This window comes from Paraburkholderia gardini (assembly GCF_907164575.1).
GTDB classification, from domain to species: Bacteria; Pseudomonadota; Gammaproteobacteria; order Burkholderiales; family Burkholderiaceae; genus Paraburkholderia; species Paraburkholderia gardini.
Map to the genome: position 1 here is coordinate 59,253 of NZ_CAJQYY010000007.1, position 17,403 is coordinate 76,655.

Annotated in this window: 14 protein-coding genes; 5 read left to right on the forward strand and 9 right to left on the reverse strand. The window is 62.7% G+C overall.

The annotated features are described in order from the left end of the window. From LPA34_RS07455 to LPA34_RS07470, 4 genes are all read left to right on the forward strand, one after another. Positions 1–705 (forward strand): DsbA family oxidoreductase, encoded by a 705-nt coding sequence (locus LPA34_RS07455; protein ID WP_228976546.1) that lies wholly within the window; start codon positions 1–3, stop codon positions 703–705. Next, complete coding sequence (locus LPA34_RS07460) at positions 705–1,088, forward strand: Rieske (2Fe-2S) protein (protein WP_228976798.1); 384 nt, start codon at positions 705–707, stop codon at positions 1,086–1,088. Before LPA34_RS07455 ends, LPA34_RS07460 begins: the two co-directional genes overlap by 1 nt. Then, positions 1,076–2,704, forward strand: coding sequence for a 3-(methylthio)propionyl-CoA ligase (locus LPA34_RS07465; protein ID WP_228976548.1), 1,629 nt, complete (start codon positions 1,076–1,078; stop codon positions 2,702–2,704). Before LPA34_RS07460 ends, LPA34_RS07465 begins: the two co-directional genes overlap by 13 nt. A 106-nt stretch (positions 2,705–2,810) precedes the next feature. Next, positions 2,811–3,203: a BON domain-containing protein gene (locus tag LPA34_RS07470; RefSeq protein ID WP_228976550.1), complete on the forward strand. Its 393-nt coding sequence runs from the start codon at positions 2,811–2,813 to the stop codon at positions 3,201–3,203. 149 nt (positions 3,204–3,352) lie between these two features. On the opposite strand, the gene LPA34_RS07475 is transcribed toward LPA34_RS07470, so the two are convergent. The 5 genes from LPA34_RS07475 to LPA34_RS07495 form a co-directional block, all read right to left on the reverse strand. Continuing rightward, positions 3,353–3,802 (reverse strand): MarR family winged helix-turn-helix transcriptional regulator, encoded by a 450-nt coding sequence (locus LPA34_RS07475; protein ID WP_228976552.1) that lies wholly within the window; start codon positions 3,800–3,802, stop codon positions 3,353–3,355. A gap of 260 nt (positions 3,803–4,062) precedes the next feature. Next, entirely contained in the window at positions 4,063–5,250 is a 1,188-nt protein-coding gene (locus LPA34_RS07480) for a porin (protein ID WP_228976553.1), read from the reverse strand. A 414-nt stretch (positions 5,251–5,664) separates the two neighbouring features. Then, positions 5,665–8,382, reverse strand: coding sequence for a LuxR C-terminal-related transcriptional regulator (locus LPA34_RS07485; protein WP_228976556.1), 2,718 nt, complete (start codon positions 8,380–8,382; stop codon positions 5,665–5,667). A gap of 290 nt (positions 8,383–8,672) precedes the next feature. After that, positions 8,673–9,011: a hypothetical protein gene (locus LPA34_RS07490; RefSeq protein ID WP_228976558.1), complete on the reverse strand. Its 339-nt coding sequence runs from the start codon at positions 9,009–9,011 to the stop codon at positions 8,673–8,675. A 164-nt stretch (positions 9,012–9,175) separates the two neighbouring features. Beyond that, positions 9,176–10,735 (reverse strand): methyl-accepting chemotaxis protein, encoded by a 1,560-nt coding sequence (locus tag LPA34_RS07495; RefSeq protein WP_228976799.1) that lies wholly within the window; start codon positions 10,733–10,735, stop codon positions 9,176–9,178. 790 nt (positions 10,736–11,525) lie between these two features. Here LPA34_RS07495 and LPA34_RS07500 point away from each other — a divergent pair. Continuing rightward, positions 11,526–13,892, forward strand: a complete 2,367-nt coding sequence (locus tag LPA34_RS07500) for a mechanosensitive ion channel family protein (RefSeq protein WP_324251713.1) — start codon at positions 11,526–11,528, stop codon at positions 13,890–13,892. 79 nt (positions 13,893–13,971) lie between these two features. Here LPA34_RS07500 and LPA34_RS07505 read toward each other — a convergent pair whose 3' ends face one another. The 4 genes from LPA34_RS07505 to LPA34_RS07520 form a co-directional block, all read right to left on the reverse strand. Beyond that, positions 13,972–14,628: an amino acid ABC transporter permease gene (locus LPA34_RS07505; protein WP_228976561.1), complete on the reverse strand. Its 657-nt coding sequence runs from the start codon at positions 14,626–14,628 to the stop codon at positions 13,972–13,974. Beyond that, positions 14,628–15,377, reverse strand: a complete 750-nt coding sequence (locus LPA34_RS07510; protein WP_228976563.1) for an amino acid ABC transporter permease — start codon at positions 15,375–15,377, stop codon at positions 14,628–14,630. Before LPA34_RS07510 ends, LPA34_RS07505 begins: the two co-directional genes overlap by 1 nt. A gap of 66 nt (positions 15,378–15,443) precedes the next feature. After that, positions 15,444–16,268, reverse strand: coding sequence for a transporter substrate-binding domain-containing protein (locus tag LPA34_RS07515; protein ID WP_228976565.1), 825 nt, complete (start codon positions 16,266–16,268; stop codon positions 15,444–15,446). A 38-nt stretch (positions 16,269–16,306) separates the two neighbouring features. Next, complete coding sequence (locus LPA34_RS07520) at positions 16,307–17,383, reverse strand: ABC transporter ATP-binding protein (protein WP_228976567.1); 1,077 nt, start codon at positions 17,381–17,383, stop codon at positions 16,307–16,309. Positions 17,384–17,403: the final 20 nt, after the last annotated feature.

Sequence of the window (17,403 nt, forward strand, 5' to 3'; positions counted from 1 at the left end):
ATGAACGGGACAACGAAGCAGGGCACTCCTGTCAATAGAAACGCGTCACTGACGGTCGATGTCCACTTCGATTTTGTCTGCCCGTGGTGCCTGATTGGCAAGCGCAATCTCGACGCGGCCGTCAACCGCTTCGCCACCTTGCGCCCGGATGTCACCGTCAAGGTGCGGTGGCACTCGCATCAGTTGCTGCCGGATATGCCGGCAGGTGGCGTGCCTTATCAGGCGTTCTATGTGAATCGTCTGGGAAGTCCTGGCGCGGTCGCAGCGCGGCGCGCACAGGTCCAGGAGGCCGCGCACGCCGCTGGCGTCCAGCTGGCGTTCGACAGGATCGAGGTGATGCCCAATACGCGGGCCGCGCACGGCCTCGTTGCGTGGGCTGTCGCCACGGGCGCGGGATTTTCACCTGCGCCGCTGATCGACCGCCTCTTCACCGGCTACTTCATGGACGGCGAAGATATTGGCGACCCGGACGTGCTCGAGCGAATTGGCCTCGCGTGCGGCCTCGATGCGGCAGATCTCGCCGAACACCTGGCGGCAGCGCGACGCGGGGACAGCATGGCACGCCCAGATTCCCCGCAGGCTGACAGCGTGAGTGGCGTGCCGCATTTTGTGATCAATTCGGCCCTGTCGCTGTCAGGTGCATACTCGCCCGGCGCAATCGTGGATGCCATGTTGCGCTCGACGGGCGATCAGGAGAACAGATGATGTCGCGCCAAATACCCGTCGGGCCGGCCGATGAACTCGCGCCAGGACAGCGCAAGCTTGCTTTCGTCGATGGCCGCAGCATCGTGATCTTTAACATCGAAGGCGAACTCCACGCCATCGAAAACGCGTGCCCGCACAACGGCGCATCGCTTGCGGGCGGCCAGCTCGAAGGGCACCTGCTTCGTTGCCCCGCGCACGGCCTGCGTTTCAACGTCGTGACCGGTTGCATGCCGGGGCTGGACGGTCTGAATCTGCAAAAGATTCCCGTCCGGAACGTCGGCGGCACGCTCGAACTCACTGTCGACGAGGCGCCCCCGGCACAGTGTCACGCGCAGCAATGCGGAAATCAGATAAATCAGGAAGGTACCCCATGCATGGATTGATGATGCAGCAGCCGCTGCTGGTCGCCTCGCTCCTCACCCACGCCGAGCGGCATCACGGCGAGCAGGAAATCGTGTCGCGACGGGTCGAAGGCGACATTCACCGCTATCGCTATCGCGATCTGGCGCAACGCGCCCGACGCCTCGCCAATGCACTCGCTGGTATCGGGATCGGCGAGGGTGAGCGCGTCGGCACGCTGGCATGGAACGGCTACCGCCACATGGAGCTGTACTTTGCGGTGTCGGGTTCCGGCGCTGTCCTGCACACGCTCAACCCGCGTCTGCACGTCGATCAGCTTGCCTACATCATCGATCACGCTGACGATCGCGCGATCTTCTTCGACCTGACGTTCCTGCCGCTGATCGAGTCCGTCGCGTCGCGTATCAAGAGCCCGAAGGTGTTCGTCGCGATGACCGATCGCGCGAACATGCCGGCCACGCACGATGTGCCGGGCATGCTGATGTGCTACGAAGACCTCATCGACGGACACGGCGATGACTTTACGTGGCCGCTTCTGGACGAGAACACCGCGTCGTCGCTCTGCTACACGTCAGGCACCACCGGCAATCCGAAAGGGGTGTTGTACAGCCATCGTTCGACGATTCTGCACACCTATGCAGCGGCATTGCCCGACTCGCTGAACTGCTCGGCACGCGATGTGATCCTGCCGGTCGTCCCCATGTTCCACGTGAATGCGTGGGGTCTGCCGTATATCGCATGCATGGTCGGCGCCAAGCTCGTGTTTCCGGGGCCCGCACTCGACGGAAAATCGCTTTATGAGCTGATCGAGGCCGAACAGGTCACGCTCTCCGCGGGTGTTCCGACCGTATGGCAGGGGCTGCTCCGGCATGTGGCCGAGCGTGGCTCGACGTTTACTGCCATGCGCCGCACGATCGTCGGCGGGGCACCATGCCCGACCGCCATGACGACAGAATTCCAGGAGCGCTATCACGTCGATGTCCTGCACGCGTGGGGCATGACCGAACTGAGCCCGGTCGGCACGGTGTGCAGTTTCAAGGGCCATCACCTGTCGTTGCCGACGCAGCAGCGCTATGCGGTCCAGGCAAAGCAGGGCCGTGCCGTGTTTGGCATCGACATGAGAATCGTGGGCCCCGACGGCGAAGCGTTGCCGTGGAACGGCCGCGCGGCGGGTGACCTGCAGGTGCGCGGTCCGTGGGTGACGACGGGATATTTCGGTTGCGATGAGACGTCGCCGCTATGCGACGGCTGGTTTCCGACGGGCGACGTGGCGAAGATCGATGCCGACGGCTTCATGCAGATCACCGACCGCAGCAAGGACGTCATCAAGTCCGGCGGTGAATGGATCAGTTCGATCGACATCGAAAACGTGGCGAGCCTGCACCCGGAAGTGGCGAGTGCAGTGTGCATCGCCGCGAGGCACCCTAAGTGGGACGAACGCCCGCTGCTGCTGATCGTGAAGCAACCTGGGAGCGCGCTTGAAAGCGCTGAACTGCTCGATTTCTTTGACGGCCGGGTGGCGAAATGGTGGAAGCCCGATGCCGTCGTATTTATCGACACCCTTCCTCTCGGCGCGACTGGCAAGGTCCTCAAGAACCAGTTGAGGGACAGGTTTAAAGACTACTACCTCACGGCCTGACGTCGCCCACCATGGTAGCGAAAACCTGATCCGGTCAAAGCGGAATCCGCCGGGCTCGCGCCCGGCAATCTACGGGGCCGCCGGCCCACGACAACAGGAGACGTGAATGCAAAAAATCAGGGGACTCAGGCTGGCGATCGGCACGTGCATCGTTGCGATGTCCATGAACGCGTGGTCGCAGGGCGGCCAGGCATCCGGTGCAGCGGCGGCGCCTGCCGGTGCTTCCGCAATGGTCGCGTCCAGCGCGGCACCGGCCGGGACCGGCCGCAAGGCGGATCGCGCGCTGCGCAAGAATATCTATGCGGCCATCTCGAAGCACAAGGAGATCAGCGCCGGCGATATCAGTGTCACCGCGAAGAACGGCGCTGTCACGCTGAACGGAACCGCATCAGACGCTGCGCAGGTCGCGAAAGTCGCGGAAATCGCGGGTGGAGTAACAGGCGTGACTTCGGTGAACAACAAGCTGACAGTCGGGAAACCGGCATTCGGCACCCAGTAACCTCGATGGCCAGTCGGCTTCACCGCCGGCTGGCCAGCCAGTGTCGTTGCGATACGCGGGTTCGGATGTAACCCCCCGCACAGCGGGCTGGTCGAGCAGGCGCGTCTCGCACCGGCTGGTCATGCATCAGCGAGTATGCGTGACAGGCCTTATTCGGCTTGCCATCCGTGCGATTCGAGAAGCTTGTCCAGCAGATATCGCAGTGCGTCCATCTCCGGTTCGCTCAGACACCGGTAGAGTTCTTTGTCCCGCGTCTCCACCATCGGGGCAATTTTCCTGAAAATCTTCCGTCCTTCCGGCATCAACGAAATGATGACGCTGCGACCATCCTGATTGCTCGCCGTGCGCGACAGCAGTCCTTTTCCGATCAACGTCTCGGTAGTGCGGCTTGCCTGACTTTTGTCGAGGTTCGACCGGCGTGAGATGTCCATGACGGTTTGCGGCCCAAAGGCGCCGAGAACGCCAATAATCATTGCCTCTGGCATGGGCAGGCCAAGTTTTCCGCGGGACAACTCGCTGCTCATCCGGTCGGCGATCTTGCCAAGTGCCTTGAGCCGATAGGTCAGGGATTCATCAGGTGTAGGATCGGCCGTCGTCATGAAAGTGTAACGTGAGATTGCGGGGAGTCGCGCGTTCCTTGCTTCGCCTGACCAGTCGATCAACGCCCCGGTGGCAGAGAGCCGGCAAATCATACACTGATTGAACTCGCAAGCATTTCGTGCGCCGGCTGGGAGGGCGTGCGAACGTGTTCGCCCAGACGTTGCCGGGCATATCCGGCACATAAAAAAACCGCCTCGAACGAGGCGGCTTTGAATGCCGAAGAAGGCGTATCTGCGACCCGCCAGCCTGGCGTTCCGCCTCAGAAGGAGTGGCGGATGCCGACCATGCCAGCGGCGGTATTCTTGCCCACCGCAACCGGCTGGCCGTACACGAGAGTCTGGTTCATCGTGCCACGGTTGGAAACGTAGCCGACCTGACCATACAGCGTCGTTGCCTTCGACAGGCTGTAGTCGGCACCGAGCACATAGGCGTCCGACTGGTTCTGGTTATGCTTTTCGTCCTTCACGTAGTAGATGCCCGACGTGACTTCGAATGCAGGCGAAAAACGATAACCGATGCCACCCGTCCACATGTCGAAATCACCCGAGGCGACGCCCGCCGCGAGGTTGCCGTTCTCGTTCGCCGGGTTGCGACCGTTGCTGAACGAACCCGAGACCGAGAGGCCATGCCACGTGTATTTCCCGCCGAAGTAGACGAAGCGGTTGTTGTTCACGCCCGTAGCCGGGATCGGGGTCGCGCCCGGGTTTCCCGCAGTCGGGTACGGGTACGGGCTGGCATCATGCCCGTTGTAGTAGACGGCTGCGGCATTCAGGCCGTAGTTCGAATATTTGAGCACTGCGGATTCGCGCGTGCCGCCCTGGAAGTGACCCGCCACGCCGCCCGGAGCATATTCCAGCGCGACCGATGCGCCATGGAAGGAGGGCGAGTTGTAGACCAGCGCATTGCTGTCATACAGCGCACCGATGCTGCCGTTGGTGCTGTTTGCCGTCCAGCCCGACTGCTGGTTCATCGTGAGCCACGCGGTCAGGACGCTGCCGAAGAACCACGCGTTGCGCACGTCCGTATCTGCGAGGGCGTAAGCCATTGGAGCGAGCTGGCGACCGGCGTCGAACTTGCCGAACGCGCCCGATACGCCTACCGTTGCAATCTGGTTAAACATGGCTGTCGCACCGGCCGTGTCGCTCAGCTGGAACTTGCCGGTACCGCTATCGAAAGAGCCCTGGAGCCGGAAGTTGATCTTGTAGCCGCCGCCGATGTCCTCGGTGCCCTTCATGCCGAAGAGGCTCGAGTAAATGCCGCCGTCCTTCAGGCGGACGACGTGCCCGAGATCAGGGTTTTTTGAAGCGACCGGGAGGAAATTTGCGGCTGCAGTGTTTTGCCACAGCAAACCCGTATCCACTGTTCCGTACAGCGTCACTGACGACTGCGCGTGTGCGACACCTGCAAATGCGAGAAGTGCTGCTGCCCCTGTAATCTTTAACTTCATGCGGTCTCCGGCGTATTGATGGTCAATCTGACGCACCGCGGCAAGCCCCTGTGGATCCGCGCTGCTGTTAGATTGAGAGCATACGTAACCGTCTCGCATCTTTCCCCCCCATCGGAGGGGGGCCGGGTTTCCCGTAATTCCGGTACCGGCGAAGAACCGCTTCTCCATGCTGCATAAGGCTTTCAGGGAACCCCGGGAGAACATCGCGCGCTTCGCGCTACCCACCACTTCACGCTGCGTTGCGCATTTGTGACAAAAACTGGTTGATTTCACATCTATATTTTTCTGGACCGGGAAAAGGTCGTCAGGATTTCCCTTAAGGGTCTTAACGGCATGCAGGCAAGGGGACGTCGAATCCGGTCTATTTGAAAAATCAACCATGTCATACCGGATTCACTGGCGCCGCCTGTTTGTTCATTCAGCCGAATCCGGACTCAACCGGGCCGTATCCTGAAGGAGGCCCATGAGTTGTGCGCGACAAACAATCTGCTTGCGTGAAGTCACATCGAGTTTGACGAACAGATTCTTCAAATGCCATTTCACCGTTTCCTGGCCGATTCCCAGGGCGAGTGCGATTTCCTTGTTGGTGAGGTGGCGAGTGAGCAGTTCCAGCACGGAACGCTCCTTCGGCGTCAGCGTCATGCTGGGGATTGCACGATGCCCGCTCGTGCCCTCCGCCGCAGGCGTGGCGACCTCTGTCGCGGATTGATACACCCCGGCGTGCGGATGAGTTTGACGATTGCCTCCGGGAACGTTGGCCCACCCGGCGACGGCAGGGTGCAGGTCGAGCGGCACCAGCTTCATTCCGTATGACTCACTGAGGCCTGTCGCCTCGTTCAGCAGGTCAGCGGTGGGCTCCCCGCAGTTATCGAGGACGAAAGCCCGCAACGTCATCACGTCGACCCGCACGGCACCCTGATTCATTGCCTCGGCGCCGGCCTGCGCGCGCGCCAGATTCCGTCCGGCGGCCTTCCAGTCCTGGGCGGCCATGTCGGCATATGCGCGCGCGATGTCCTGATGCAAAAGCAGCGTGCGACGTTTGACGTGGTCATCTGGCGACGCGTGCCGCGCCACGATCTGGTCGATGCGTTCGACAAGCGTCCGGCATGTCGCGGCACGGTAGCGTCCACTATGCAACCGGATCTGCTCGGTCAGGCTGGCGACGCAAAGCCGCGGCGTGCCGCGTGCAGCGCCGATCGCGTCAAGCGTCCCCAGGAGGTCAAGCGCCCGATGGTCGGCGCCCGCGACGGCGGCAATACGCGCAAGCGTCCGGTACGCCACGATGACCGCGTCGGGCGTGCCGCGCCGTTCCAGGATGTCGAGACGGTTGGCCAGTAGTGCAGTAGCTTCGTCGAAATCGCCGCGTTTGAACCGGGTCGCGGCAAGCAGCGCCGCGATCATGCAGGAAAAAGGGTGTCGCCGGCCAAGATCGTCGTCCGCCTGGACCAGCGCCGGGCGCAGGGTGCGCTCGGCGAGCAGCATCTGCCCTTCAAGCAGATAGCCAAAGCCCGTCATGTAGTCGCGCCAGCGGCTCACGTAGCGGCAGGCGACCGTGGATCCACCACGCGGCGTTTGCCGCAGCAAATGGCGCGATGCGGCGTACTCGCCCAGCATCGTTGCCCGCGCGGCAAGCCGGTTCGCATGCACCTGCTGCAGCCAGGCGTCGTCAGTCGGAGGCGTGTCGCCCCAACGCTCCATCACGCGAGCCGCGCGGTCGGGTTCGTCGGCAAAATACGCCGCCGCGCTCAAGATAAGGTCGACTTCGTATTGCACCGCCTCCTCGGGCTCGGCGCTACGCAATATGGCCTGAGCCTGGATCTGCGCTTCCTGGTGACGGTCGCTCATTGCCAGCGCCCACGCAATCGCAAGGCGCATACGCGGATGCTGGTCCAGCACCGTCTCCGGCAGCCAGTCCAGCCATTCGAGCACGTCGACGAGACGCCCCTGCGTCAAGGCTTCGTGGAGGCTGCGCTGTGCGAGTGCGTAGGCGGTCTCGGTCTCCCCGCACGCGAGGGCGTGGCGCGCAGCGGCTTCGGTCATGCCCTCGTCAGCCAGCCATTGCATCGCGCGCCTGTGCAGATCGAGCCGTAACGTGTCGGGGAGTGCAGCCAGACGCACGCGCAAAGCTTCGCGGGCCATCGAGTGCAGCCGGAACCACTCGCCACGCCCCTGCGCGCTGAAAAAGAGGGGTGTTTCGCTGGCAAGACGCAAGAGCCGTTGCCTTGCGTCGGGCATCCCGGTGAGCGCTGCGCAGAGGTCTGCGTGCATGAGGTCGACGATCGAGATGCGCGACAGGAAATCGGCGTCTTCGGGGCTGAGTCGTTCGAGCAGCGCCATCACGAACTGTTCGCGAATGCCGCCCGCGCTGCTGGCGAAGGCGTCAATCGCGGAAACGGGATCCTGTGTATCAGCGATGGCGGAAAGGGCGAGTTGCAGGCCAAGCGGCCAGCCCTCGGTGATGTCGTGCAGCCTCGCGCTCGCGTCAGCACTGACCTCGGCACCGAAGCGGCTCGCAATCAACGAGATGGTTTCATCGAGGCGAAAGCGCAGCGACGAGGCATCGACCGTCGCGCAAAGACCGTAGGGACGCAGGCGTGAGATGACCTTGTCGTAACCGCCGCGGGCGGCAACCACGACGCGCAGGTTGGCGGGCAGGTTTTCGAGCAGGTGGCCGAGCACCTCCTGACTCGCCTGCTGCAACTGCTCCGCTTCGTCGAGTATCAGGACGATGTCGAGCGCTGTGCGCGCGACATCGGCAAGCCACGCGATGACGCCTTCGAGCGGCGCGTCTGGCGCGGCGCCGCCTTCCAGCAGACGTCTGCCGAAGGTTGCCCGCCCGGAGCCGGTCCGGACGGCCAGCGTCAAACCCACGAGCAGGCGCCGTGGATCGTCTCGCCCGTCAAGCGAGAGCCACGCCGCCGCGCTGCCGCGCATCAGGTATTCGTGGCGCCACTGGATCAGCAGTGAGGTTTTCCCGAAGCCCGGTGGCGCCTGCACGATCGTCACCGGACATTCGCGAAAGCGCCCACTTTCCGCGCTCAGGCGCGCTCGCGCGAGCATGTGTCGCGGTGCACGGGGAGGGCAGATCTTGAGGGTCAGTTCCGGGCTGGCAACGGGTAGTTGATTTGTCATCGGTCTGGTTGCACCTCAAAACTTGCCGCGGGGGATCGAGTGTCGAGCCCCCATTTTGTTCCTTGCAAGGCACGCGTGCCCCTTTCCGCGCGGGAGGGGAATGTGGGGTCATGGTTTCCTGCCATTGCAACCGTCTACTGTAACCCTTTTACAGAATGGGCAGGCGAGGAGATCCTCAATGTGGCCGCGTGTGCCGGGTATCAACGCGACTCTCCAGCCTGCTACACAGGTGGCTATGTGTTCTGGGCGCTGTGCATGCGGAAGACGAGGGCGCATTGCCCCCGTGCTGGTTAGCCATGCAGTCGGTGATCACGTAGGTACGACAGACCGTGCACCTGCTTCAGCGCTGCAAGGAAGCGCGACGCTTCAGTCGGGTTCGGAACCGCGTGCCGGAAGTTTGCGCTGAAGTCGATGAACTTCTGCTGCTGAGCCTTTGCGAACACGGGCGGCATGACGATCCCGAATCGAATGTTGCGCGTCCGCCCGTCAGCAGGGCCGCGCTGACCGGGCTGTCGTCGGCGCTTGCCCGATGCGCCAGGCTCGTGCGGTAAGCGAGGGGCCGGGAGGAGAGCGCCATTCTGCCCGCGGCGCTTCGCCATCTGGAAGCGGTGGAGTGGGCGCAGCTTCATACGAAACGCCATGGCGCATGCCGGGCGAGCGCCAGCGCAAGCGTATCGGGTACGTTTGCGGGCGTGGGCGACATGCTTTACAAGGCGACGCAGGCTGGCGAGTATCAGCGGGCTTTGCGATAACCCGCGCTCCGCTGGCCGGCGAAGCGTTGTCAGCCACCTGTCTATCCCGCCCCAATACCGTGGAGAGCAGGTGTCGGGCCGATGCCGCGATCGCCGAGTGTGAAGACGGCCACCGCGTTCTTCTGCTGCGCGGCCATCTGGTCGAGCGATTGGGCCGCCGCTGAGGCCTCTTCGACCAGCGCGGCATTCTGTTGCGTCACCTCGTCCATCTGACCGACCGCAAGATTGACCTGCTCGATGCCGCGGCGTTGTTCCTCGGACGCTACCGAGATTTCGGCATTGATGTCTGCCACGCGTTTGATGGCCTGCAGCACCTGCTCCATCGTGCGCCCGACCTCTCCCGCCTGCTCCGACCCGACGCGCACGGTCTGCACCGAGTGCTGGACAAGATCCTTGATCTCCTTCGCCGCACTCGACGCGCGCTGGGCAAGACTGCGAACCTCGCCCGCGACAACGGCAAAGCCGCGACCCTGCTCGCCCGCGCGCGCTGCTTCCACGGCGGCATTGAGTGCAAGGATATTCGTCTGGAACGCGATGCTTTCGATGAGTGTGGTGATGTCGCCGATCGTCGCGGAACTGGTTGATATGTCACCCATCGTTGCCAGCATGCGGCCGACAACGGCGTTACCGGCGTGAGCAATTTCAGTGGCGCTGGATGCAAGGGTTGTCGCCTGATGGGCGTTCCCGGCGTTCTGGCGGACCGTCGCCGTGAGCTGTTCCATGCTGGCGGCTGTTTCCTCAAGCGAGGCAGCCTGCTGCTCCGTGCGGGACGAGAGATCGGTGTTGCCAGCGGCGATCTCACCCGCGGCGACCGAGATTGACTCACTGGAACTCTTGATGCCGCGTACGACATCGGTCAGTTGCCGGTCCATCGTCCTGAGCGCATGCAGCATATTGCCGAACTCGTCGTTCGACACAATGGTGATGTCGTTGTCGAGCTTGCCGCCAGCGATGCGTTCGGCCACCTCCACCGCGGACCTGAGCGGACCGAGGATCACCTTCAGGAGATAGGCCGCCGCACAGATGACAACCACGAACGCCATGAAAAATCCTCCCCATTCGAGGCACCTCACCAGAACATAGAGGTGTTCGCTTTTCTGGTTGGATTCCTCGATCTGGGCAACCTGCATGGCGGAATTCCTGTCCAGCCCGTCAGAGAGACTGACGCTGACGGACATCAGCTTGTCCAGGGTCGCAGCAGCACCGGCAGGATTGCCGGCATCGATATCGGCCACTGCGGCGTCGACGAGTGAGAGGAACTCGTTGACGCACGTAGCGATCCGGTTCGCGACTGCGCGCTTCGCGTCGTCGGTCAGCCTGCCCGGGTAATAGTCGGTCCATGAGGCGGTCAGTTTTTTTTCCAGTTCGCGAATGTGTGCTTCTGTCTGCTGCACTTCGCCGGGATCGCGCTGGGCAAGCAGTCGCATCAGTGCGATATGGATTCCCAGTGCGTTGATCCGGGTTGCCGCGAGATCTTCCACCGGTACCGTTTCATGGGCATAGCTGTTCGCGCGGTGTTCCTCGAGCGCGCGCGCTCCTCGCGCCTCAATCACGCCGTTGATGAAAACAATCGTCAGGCAGGCCCCGAGAGCCGCGTACACCTTCAACCTGATCGAGCCTTTGAGCTTCTGCATGCGTAACCTGATCGACAGTGAGTGGGCATGTTGCCCTGATATTGCCAGACGTTTTCAGTAATCTGGATGCGTAGTCAACAAAACGATTGTCGGCATGAATCCGTAATTATTTAGGGTTTTCAGAAAAAATAGTAGATGTCACAACTATATATTGTGATCGAGGGAGTGGCGACGGACGGCCTTGGGACCGGAACCGGAAAGGGCGTTACCATGTTGTCGTGAACTGACAGGCCGCGTTTCAGGTATGCCGGTCAGACCGCTATCGCCTGGCTGGCGAGGGCGAGCGATGCCGCGGCTGCCAACTGCATACCGATGTCTGGTTTCGCGCCAGCGGCTCGATGTAAATATAGTGAAAGTTGCTGCGAAGCCGACGTTGTGGACAGGACTTCCGCGAGCGAGGGATCGACGGTGCCTGCTGCACGCGCGGCGCGCATTGCAGATGACACAGCGACGCTTGATGCGCTAACCTTGGCGCGAGGGCGCCGAAGGGCGTCGCTTCATGCGGGTGCACGCAATGGTCCGTAGTTCCGGTACGCAGCGCAGACGGATCGTGGCTGGACGCTTCGCATTCGCGTTAGCCCGTGACCCGGCTCTTAGGGGTGACCTTTCGTCAGGGATCTCCATGGCAGCATTTATGCGGTGTGAAACCCACCATGCCGGGGTCTTCACAAGACCGTGGACTCGCGCAGTTCTACATGCTGGCTTGTGGCGCACACGTACGCTGCGCGCCGTCTGGTGTGCGTGCTTATGGCTGACCGTGGCCAGCTGCCTTCTGCTCTTTACGACGGCCGGCAATCCGGCATTAGCCGTGCCGCTTCCCGCCGCGCTGCAAAACTTCGCCAACAGGGCGAACGGTGCTTCAGCGCAGCCGGCCTCGGCGGTACAGGCTGCATCGGCACCTTCGCCCGCCAGCCAGGCTGAACTCGCGAGCTCGCTGGACAACCTGATCGGCACGCTCGAGAACGATACACAACGCAAAGCGCTCGTCGCCCATTTGAAGGGGCTTCGTGAAGGCACCCAAAGTGTTGCGCCCGCGGCGCAGACACCCCTGCCGTCCGCACAGGCCAACAGCGATCTGCTCGGCGCGATTGCATCAGGCATTGCGTCCGTCGAGACGGATCTGAACGAGGGTCGCACACCGCTGCACTACTGGGTGGCCCGTTCCAGAGTGGCGGCAAATGAGCTGCGGGCCATCGTGTCGGGTGAGAGCGGCGAGTCGCCCGGCATCGTTTTGCGCGGCATGACCGCGACGCTGGCGGTCTGGGGCGGGTGCGCCGGCTTGCTGATCTATCTGCAGCGGCGCCTTCGCATACGTTATGGCTGGGACGTCGCGCTGAAGCCAAATCCGACGTCGATAGAACTGTTGAACTTCGCATTGCAGCGGGCGGGTCCATGGATTCTCGCGTTCGTGGCGGTGCTGCTGTTCGTGCGTGGAATGCCCGATGCGCTCGGCCGCACGCTGGGAGTCGTGATCGCCTACTCGATCGTTGCAGGCTCGATCTTCTCGGCGATCTGCATGATCATGTTCTCGGTCTTCAGTTCGGCACACCGGCGTACTGCGGTCCAGCAGCTGCTCGCGCGAAGCTTCTGGCCGCTTTTCGCGATCGGCGTATGTGGCGCGCTCGGCGACGCTACGGCGAACCCGGATGTCACACAGCTGCTGGGCGCGAATCTCTCCGGGCTCGTGTCGGCATTCGCAAATGTGGCGGCTGTTCTCCTGATCGCATATTTCGCGCTCGCTTACCGGCGGCCCGTCACGCATCTGATACGCAATCGCCCGTATGCGCGAAGGCGCGATCACAAACTCGCCACGGAAGCGTTCGATATCCTTGCGTCGTTGTGGCACATCCCGATCCTCGTGATCGCGATCGCATCGATCGTCGCAATCGTCGACGCACGCGGCGCGGCCGGGAATGTATTGCAACTGTCGCTTTTCAGTGCGCTGTTACTTGTGCTCACGCTGTTCGCGTCGGCACTCCTGCTGCATTTCACACGTCGAAGAGATACGCCCAGGCAGCGCCGCGCGCCGCATCTGATGCGACTCGTGCGCTTCGCGAGCACGCTGTTCATTCTTCTGGTGTGGCTCGTGTTCATCCAGTTCGAACTGGACTTGTGGAGTGGTCCGATTGCGCGCCTGGTCAGGCACAGTGCGATGACACCGGCTTTCAGGCATGCGTTGATTGCAGTCATTGCAACGGTCTTCGTTGCCTGGTTCATCTGGATTCTGATCGACACCGCAATTCTTGAAACACTGGGCCCCGGCAGCTCGCGTAACAAGGCGCTCAATCCTGGCGTGCGCGCCCGCACGATGTTGCCGATTGTGCGCAACGCGGTTTTCGTGACGGTAGCGAGCCTGGCTGCGATTATTGCCGCCGCCAGTCTGGGCATCAATCTGACACCGCTTCTTGCCGGTGCGGGCGTGATCGGTCTCGCAGTCGGTTTCGGTGCAAAGACGCTCGTGACCGATCTGATCACGGGGCTCTTTATCATTGTCGAGGAAACAATCTCGGTCGGTGACTGGATCGAGATCGATGGTGGTCATGCGGGCGTTGTCATGGACCTGACGATTCGAACGGTCCGGCTGCGTGACGGGCAAGGCGCGGTACACACCGTTCCGTTCTCGCAGATCAAGATCGTGAAGAACCTGTCGCGCGACTTCGCCAACGCGTTATTCGAGGTGCGGGTGCCGTTCTCCGTTGATCTGGAGGAAGTCACGCGCATGATCACGGAAGCAGGCGCCGAGCTGATGCAGGATTTTCGCCTCAGCAGCGAGATATTGGGGCCGGTCGAAGTGTGGGGGCTCGACCGCTTTGAGACCAACTGGATGGTCGTGAAAGCGCAGATCAAAACGAAGCCGCTACAACAGTGGAGCGTGGCGCGCGCCTTTAACGCGCGGCTCAAGCGCAAGATGGACGAGGCCGGGATCGAGATTCCCGTGCCGCACATGCAGCTTCACACCCCGTCGAATGGACCCGGTGCGTGGTCGCCACCCGACCATGACGCCGAGGACGGAAGTCGCCCGGCGACCGGGGCAGACGGCCCGGCCGGACGCACGCCGGGTGCTGCCATGCCGCGGGAGCGCCGCGTGCCAGGGGAGCCTTCGACAGAACCACGGACGGGGTAGCCGGCTTTCATTTCACCGGCTGGCGCGTCAGGCAGCGCTACGGTCCGTACCTGGGATACGCGTCAATGATGCGCAACGTTTACCGATGCTGTCCGACCCGTGCCTTGCGTTCCAGCGAACGCGCATACCAGGTCAGCGGAAAGCACATCGCGAAGTAGAGCAATGCGACCATGCCGTAGATCGGGAACGGACGAAACACCGCATTGGTGATCATCGAGCCGGTCTTTGTGAGTTCGACAAAGCCGATGATCGATGTAAGCGCTGTGCTTTTCACGACCTGCACGAGAAAGCCCACGGTCGGCGCCGTTGCGATCTTGCGCGCCTGTGGCCATACGATATAGCGCAACTGCTGCGTGTGCGTCATGCCAAGACTCGCGCCCGCCGCCCACTGGCCGCGCGGCACGGCTTCGACGCAACCGCGCCAGATATCCGCGAGATAGGCACTCGTATAGAGCGTGAGCGTGACGGTCGCCGCGACCCATGGCGAAACGTCGATGCCCAGCAGCGGCAGCCCGAAGAACGCGAGGAAAAGCTGCATCAGTAGCGGCGTGCCCTGAAACAACTCGACGTAGAGCACGACGACGCGTCGCAGCCATGACAGCGGCGACACACGTGCGGCGAGCAGGATCAGCCCGACCGTGCCGCCGCACACAAAGGCGATCAACGAAAGAAGTACGGTCCAGCGTGCTGCGAGCAGCAGGTTGCGGGCGATATCCCAGAGCGTGAATTCCATCATCACGAACGCTCCGCAGGCAACGCGCGCGTACTGCGCCACGCAAGGACAAGACGCAACAGGCCGCGCGGCGTGGAACGCGAGCGCGGCATGCGACCGGCGAAGAGGCGCGCGCCGAGACGGTTCATCAGCAGCCGCAACGCGATCGAAAGGAACAGATACGTCGCGGTGATGATCACGTAGCTCTCGAACGAGCGGAAATTGCGCGACTGGATAAAGTTGGCCGCGTACGTCAGGTCCGGCACCGAAATCTGCGAGACCACCGCTGAGCCGAGCATCACGATCAGCACCTGGCTCAGCAGCGCGGGAAAGACGTTCGCGATCGCCTGCGGCAGCACCACGTGACGAAACACCTGACGACCGTGCAGCCCGAGTGCCATCGCGGCCTGTACCTGGCCGCGCGGAATCGAATCGATGCCGGCGCGTACGATTTCGGTCGCATACGCGCCGAGATTCACCGACATCGCGAGAACCGCGGCCGAGACTTCGCCGATATGAATGCCGAGCCCCGGCAAGCCAAAGAAAATGAAAAACAGCTGCACGATAAACGGCGTGTTGCGGATCAGCTCCACATACGCCGCGACGACCATGCGCGCCCAGCGCGGGCCGCCGATACCGATGCCCGCACCGGCAATGGCGATGAGCCCGCCCAGCACCGTCGATGCGGCGGTAAGCCCAAGGGTGACGCCGACGCCACGGGCAAGCAGACCCGTGTATATGCCGAAGCCGCTGAAATCGAACACATAGCTCATGAGGTGCTGGTCATCGTCTGGTGAAGCCCGGGTGCGGCAGATGCGGCCCGGGCCTGCGCTGTCGGCTTAAAGATCGGCCGGCAGCGGCGTGCGCAGCCACTTCTGCGAAATCGCGTTCATCGTGCCGTCCTTGCGTGCCTTCGAGATCGTTTCGTCGACCTTTTGCAGCAGGCGCGGCTCGTTCTTGTTGAGGCCGACGTGATCCGGCGAGCTGAACAGCGCGAATTTCTGTTCCGGATCGATCGCGGGGTGACGGGCGAGAATCGTCGCACCCACGTCGTTGCCGACCACCATCAACTGTACCTGACCAGAAAGAAATGCAGAAATGGCGCCGTTCGGGTCGTCGAAACGTTTGATCGTGGCGGTCGGCGGGGCGATCTTGGTGACGCTCAGATCTTCCAGCGTGCCGCGCGCCACCGAAATCGATTTGCCGGCGAGGTCGTTCGCGTTCTTGACGGCCAGCGATTTCGGACCGAACACGGCGAGGTAGTACGGCGCGTACGGCTTCGAGAAGTCGATGACCTTTTCGCGCTCCGGCGTCTGGCCGACGGAGAGCAGCATGTCGGCCTTGTGATCGGCGAGGTACGCCATCCGGTTGTCGCCCGTCACGGCGACCAGTTCGACCTTCGCGTTGAGGGTCTTGCCGATCAGGTTGGCGACGTCGATGTCATAACCCATCGGCTTCATGTCCGGACCGATGGAGCCGAACGGCGGATAGTCCATGAAAACGCCGACGCGCACCACGCCGGTCTTCGCGATCGTGTCGATGGCATCGGCGTGTGCGGCCGGTGCATACGCGCCGAGCGCCGCGGCGCCGGTCAATGCAAGCGTGGCAGCCGTCGCCTTGAGCATGCGGCGGGTGCGTGCGTTGAGGGAGTGAAGGGTGGTCATGAGTCGTTCCTCTGTCGAAAACGTGGGTACTGGAAATATCAATGCGTGGTGCGGGCTGCAATCAGTTTGCACGCGTGCGCGGGCAGTTCGGCAAGCACGGGCATGCCGGTCGCAAGACCCGGCGTTTCGCGCGGCGTGGTCGCGGCGGTGAGCGTGAAGCCCGCGCAGTCGATGGTCGCTTCGAGCGTGGCGCCCACGTCGCGAATGAACGTGACGGTGCCGGCCAGCTGGTTGCCGCTCTTTTCACCGGAAGCCGGTTTGACGCAGACGTCCTCGGGCCGGATGAGAAGGCGTATTCCGTCGCTGGCCGCCGCGGCGACGCGCGCCGGATTCGCCACGATGATCTGCTGGCCGCCTGGCAGGCTGACGCCGCCGTGGCCGTCGTGCGTAACCGGCAGTATGTTGCCAAGGCCGATGAAACCGGCGACGAATTCGCTCACCGGATCGCGGTAGATATCGAGCGGTCTGCCGACCTGCGCAATGCGGCCTTTTTCCATCACGACGATTTCGTCGGCCATGGTCATGGCTTCGCGCTGGTCGTGCGTGACCATGATCGTCGTGATGCCGAGGCGCTGTTGTAGCAGCCGGATTTCGACCTGCATCGCTTCGCGCAGTTTGGCGTCGAGCGCGGAAAGCGGTTCGTCGAGCAGCAGCAGTTTTGGCGACGAAGCGATCGCGCGCGCGATCGCCACACGTTGACGCTGGCCGCCCGAGAGTTGCGTCACCGGCCTGTTCGCCATGTGCGGCAACTGGATCAGTTCGAGCAGCTCGGCGATCCGGCGCGATTGCGCGGCCTTGTCCGTCTTGCGCAGCCGCAGCGGATACGCGATGTTTTCCGCGACGCTCATATGGGGAAACAGCGCGAGCGACTGGAACACCATGCCGAAATCGCGCCGGTTCGCGGGCACATGCGTGAGGTCCTTGCCGGCGAACATCACGCCGCCCGAGGTCGGCGTTTCAAGGCCGGCGATGATCCGCAGCAGCGTGGTCTTGCCGCAACCCGACGGGCCGAGGAAGCAGACGAGCTTGCCGTCGGGCACGCTGAGGTCGACGCTGTCGACAGCGGTCGAGCCGTTGAAGCGCTTCGTCACGGATTGCAAGGTCAGATGCGTCATGGTGATTCCTCAAGCTTGCA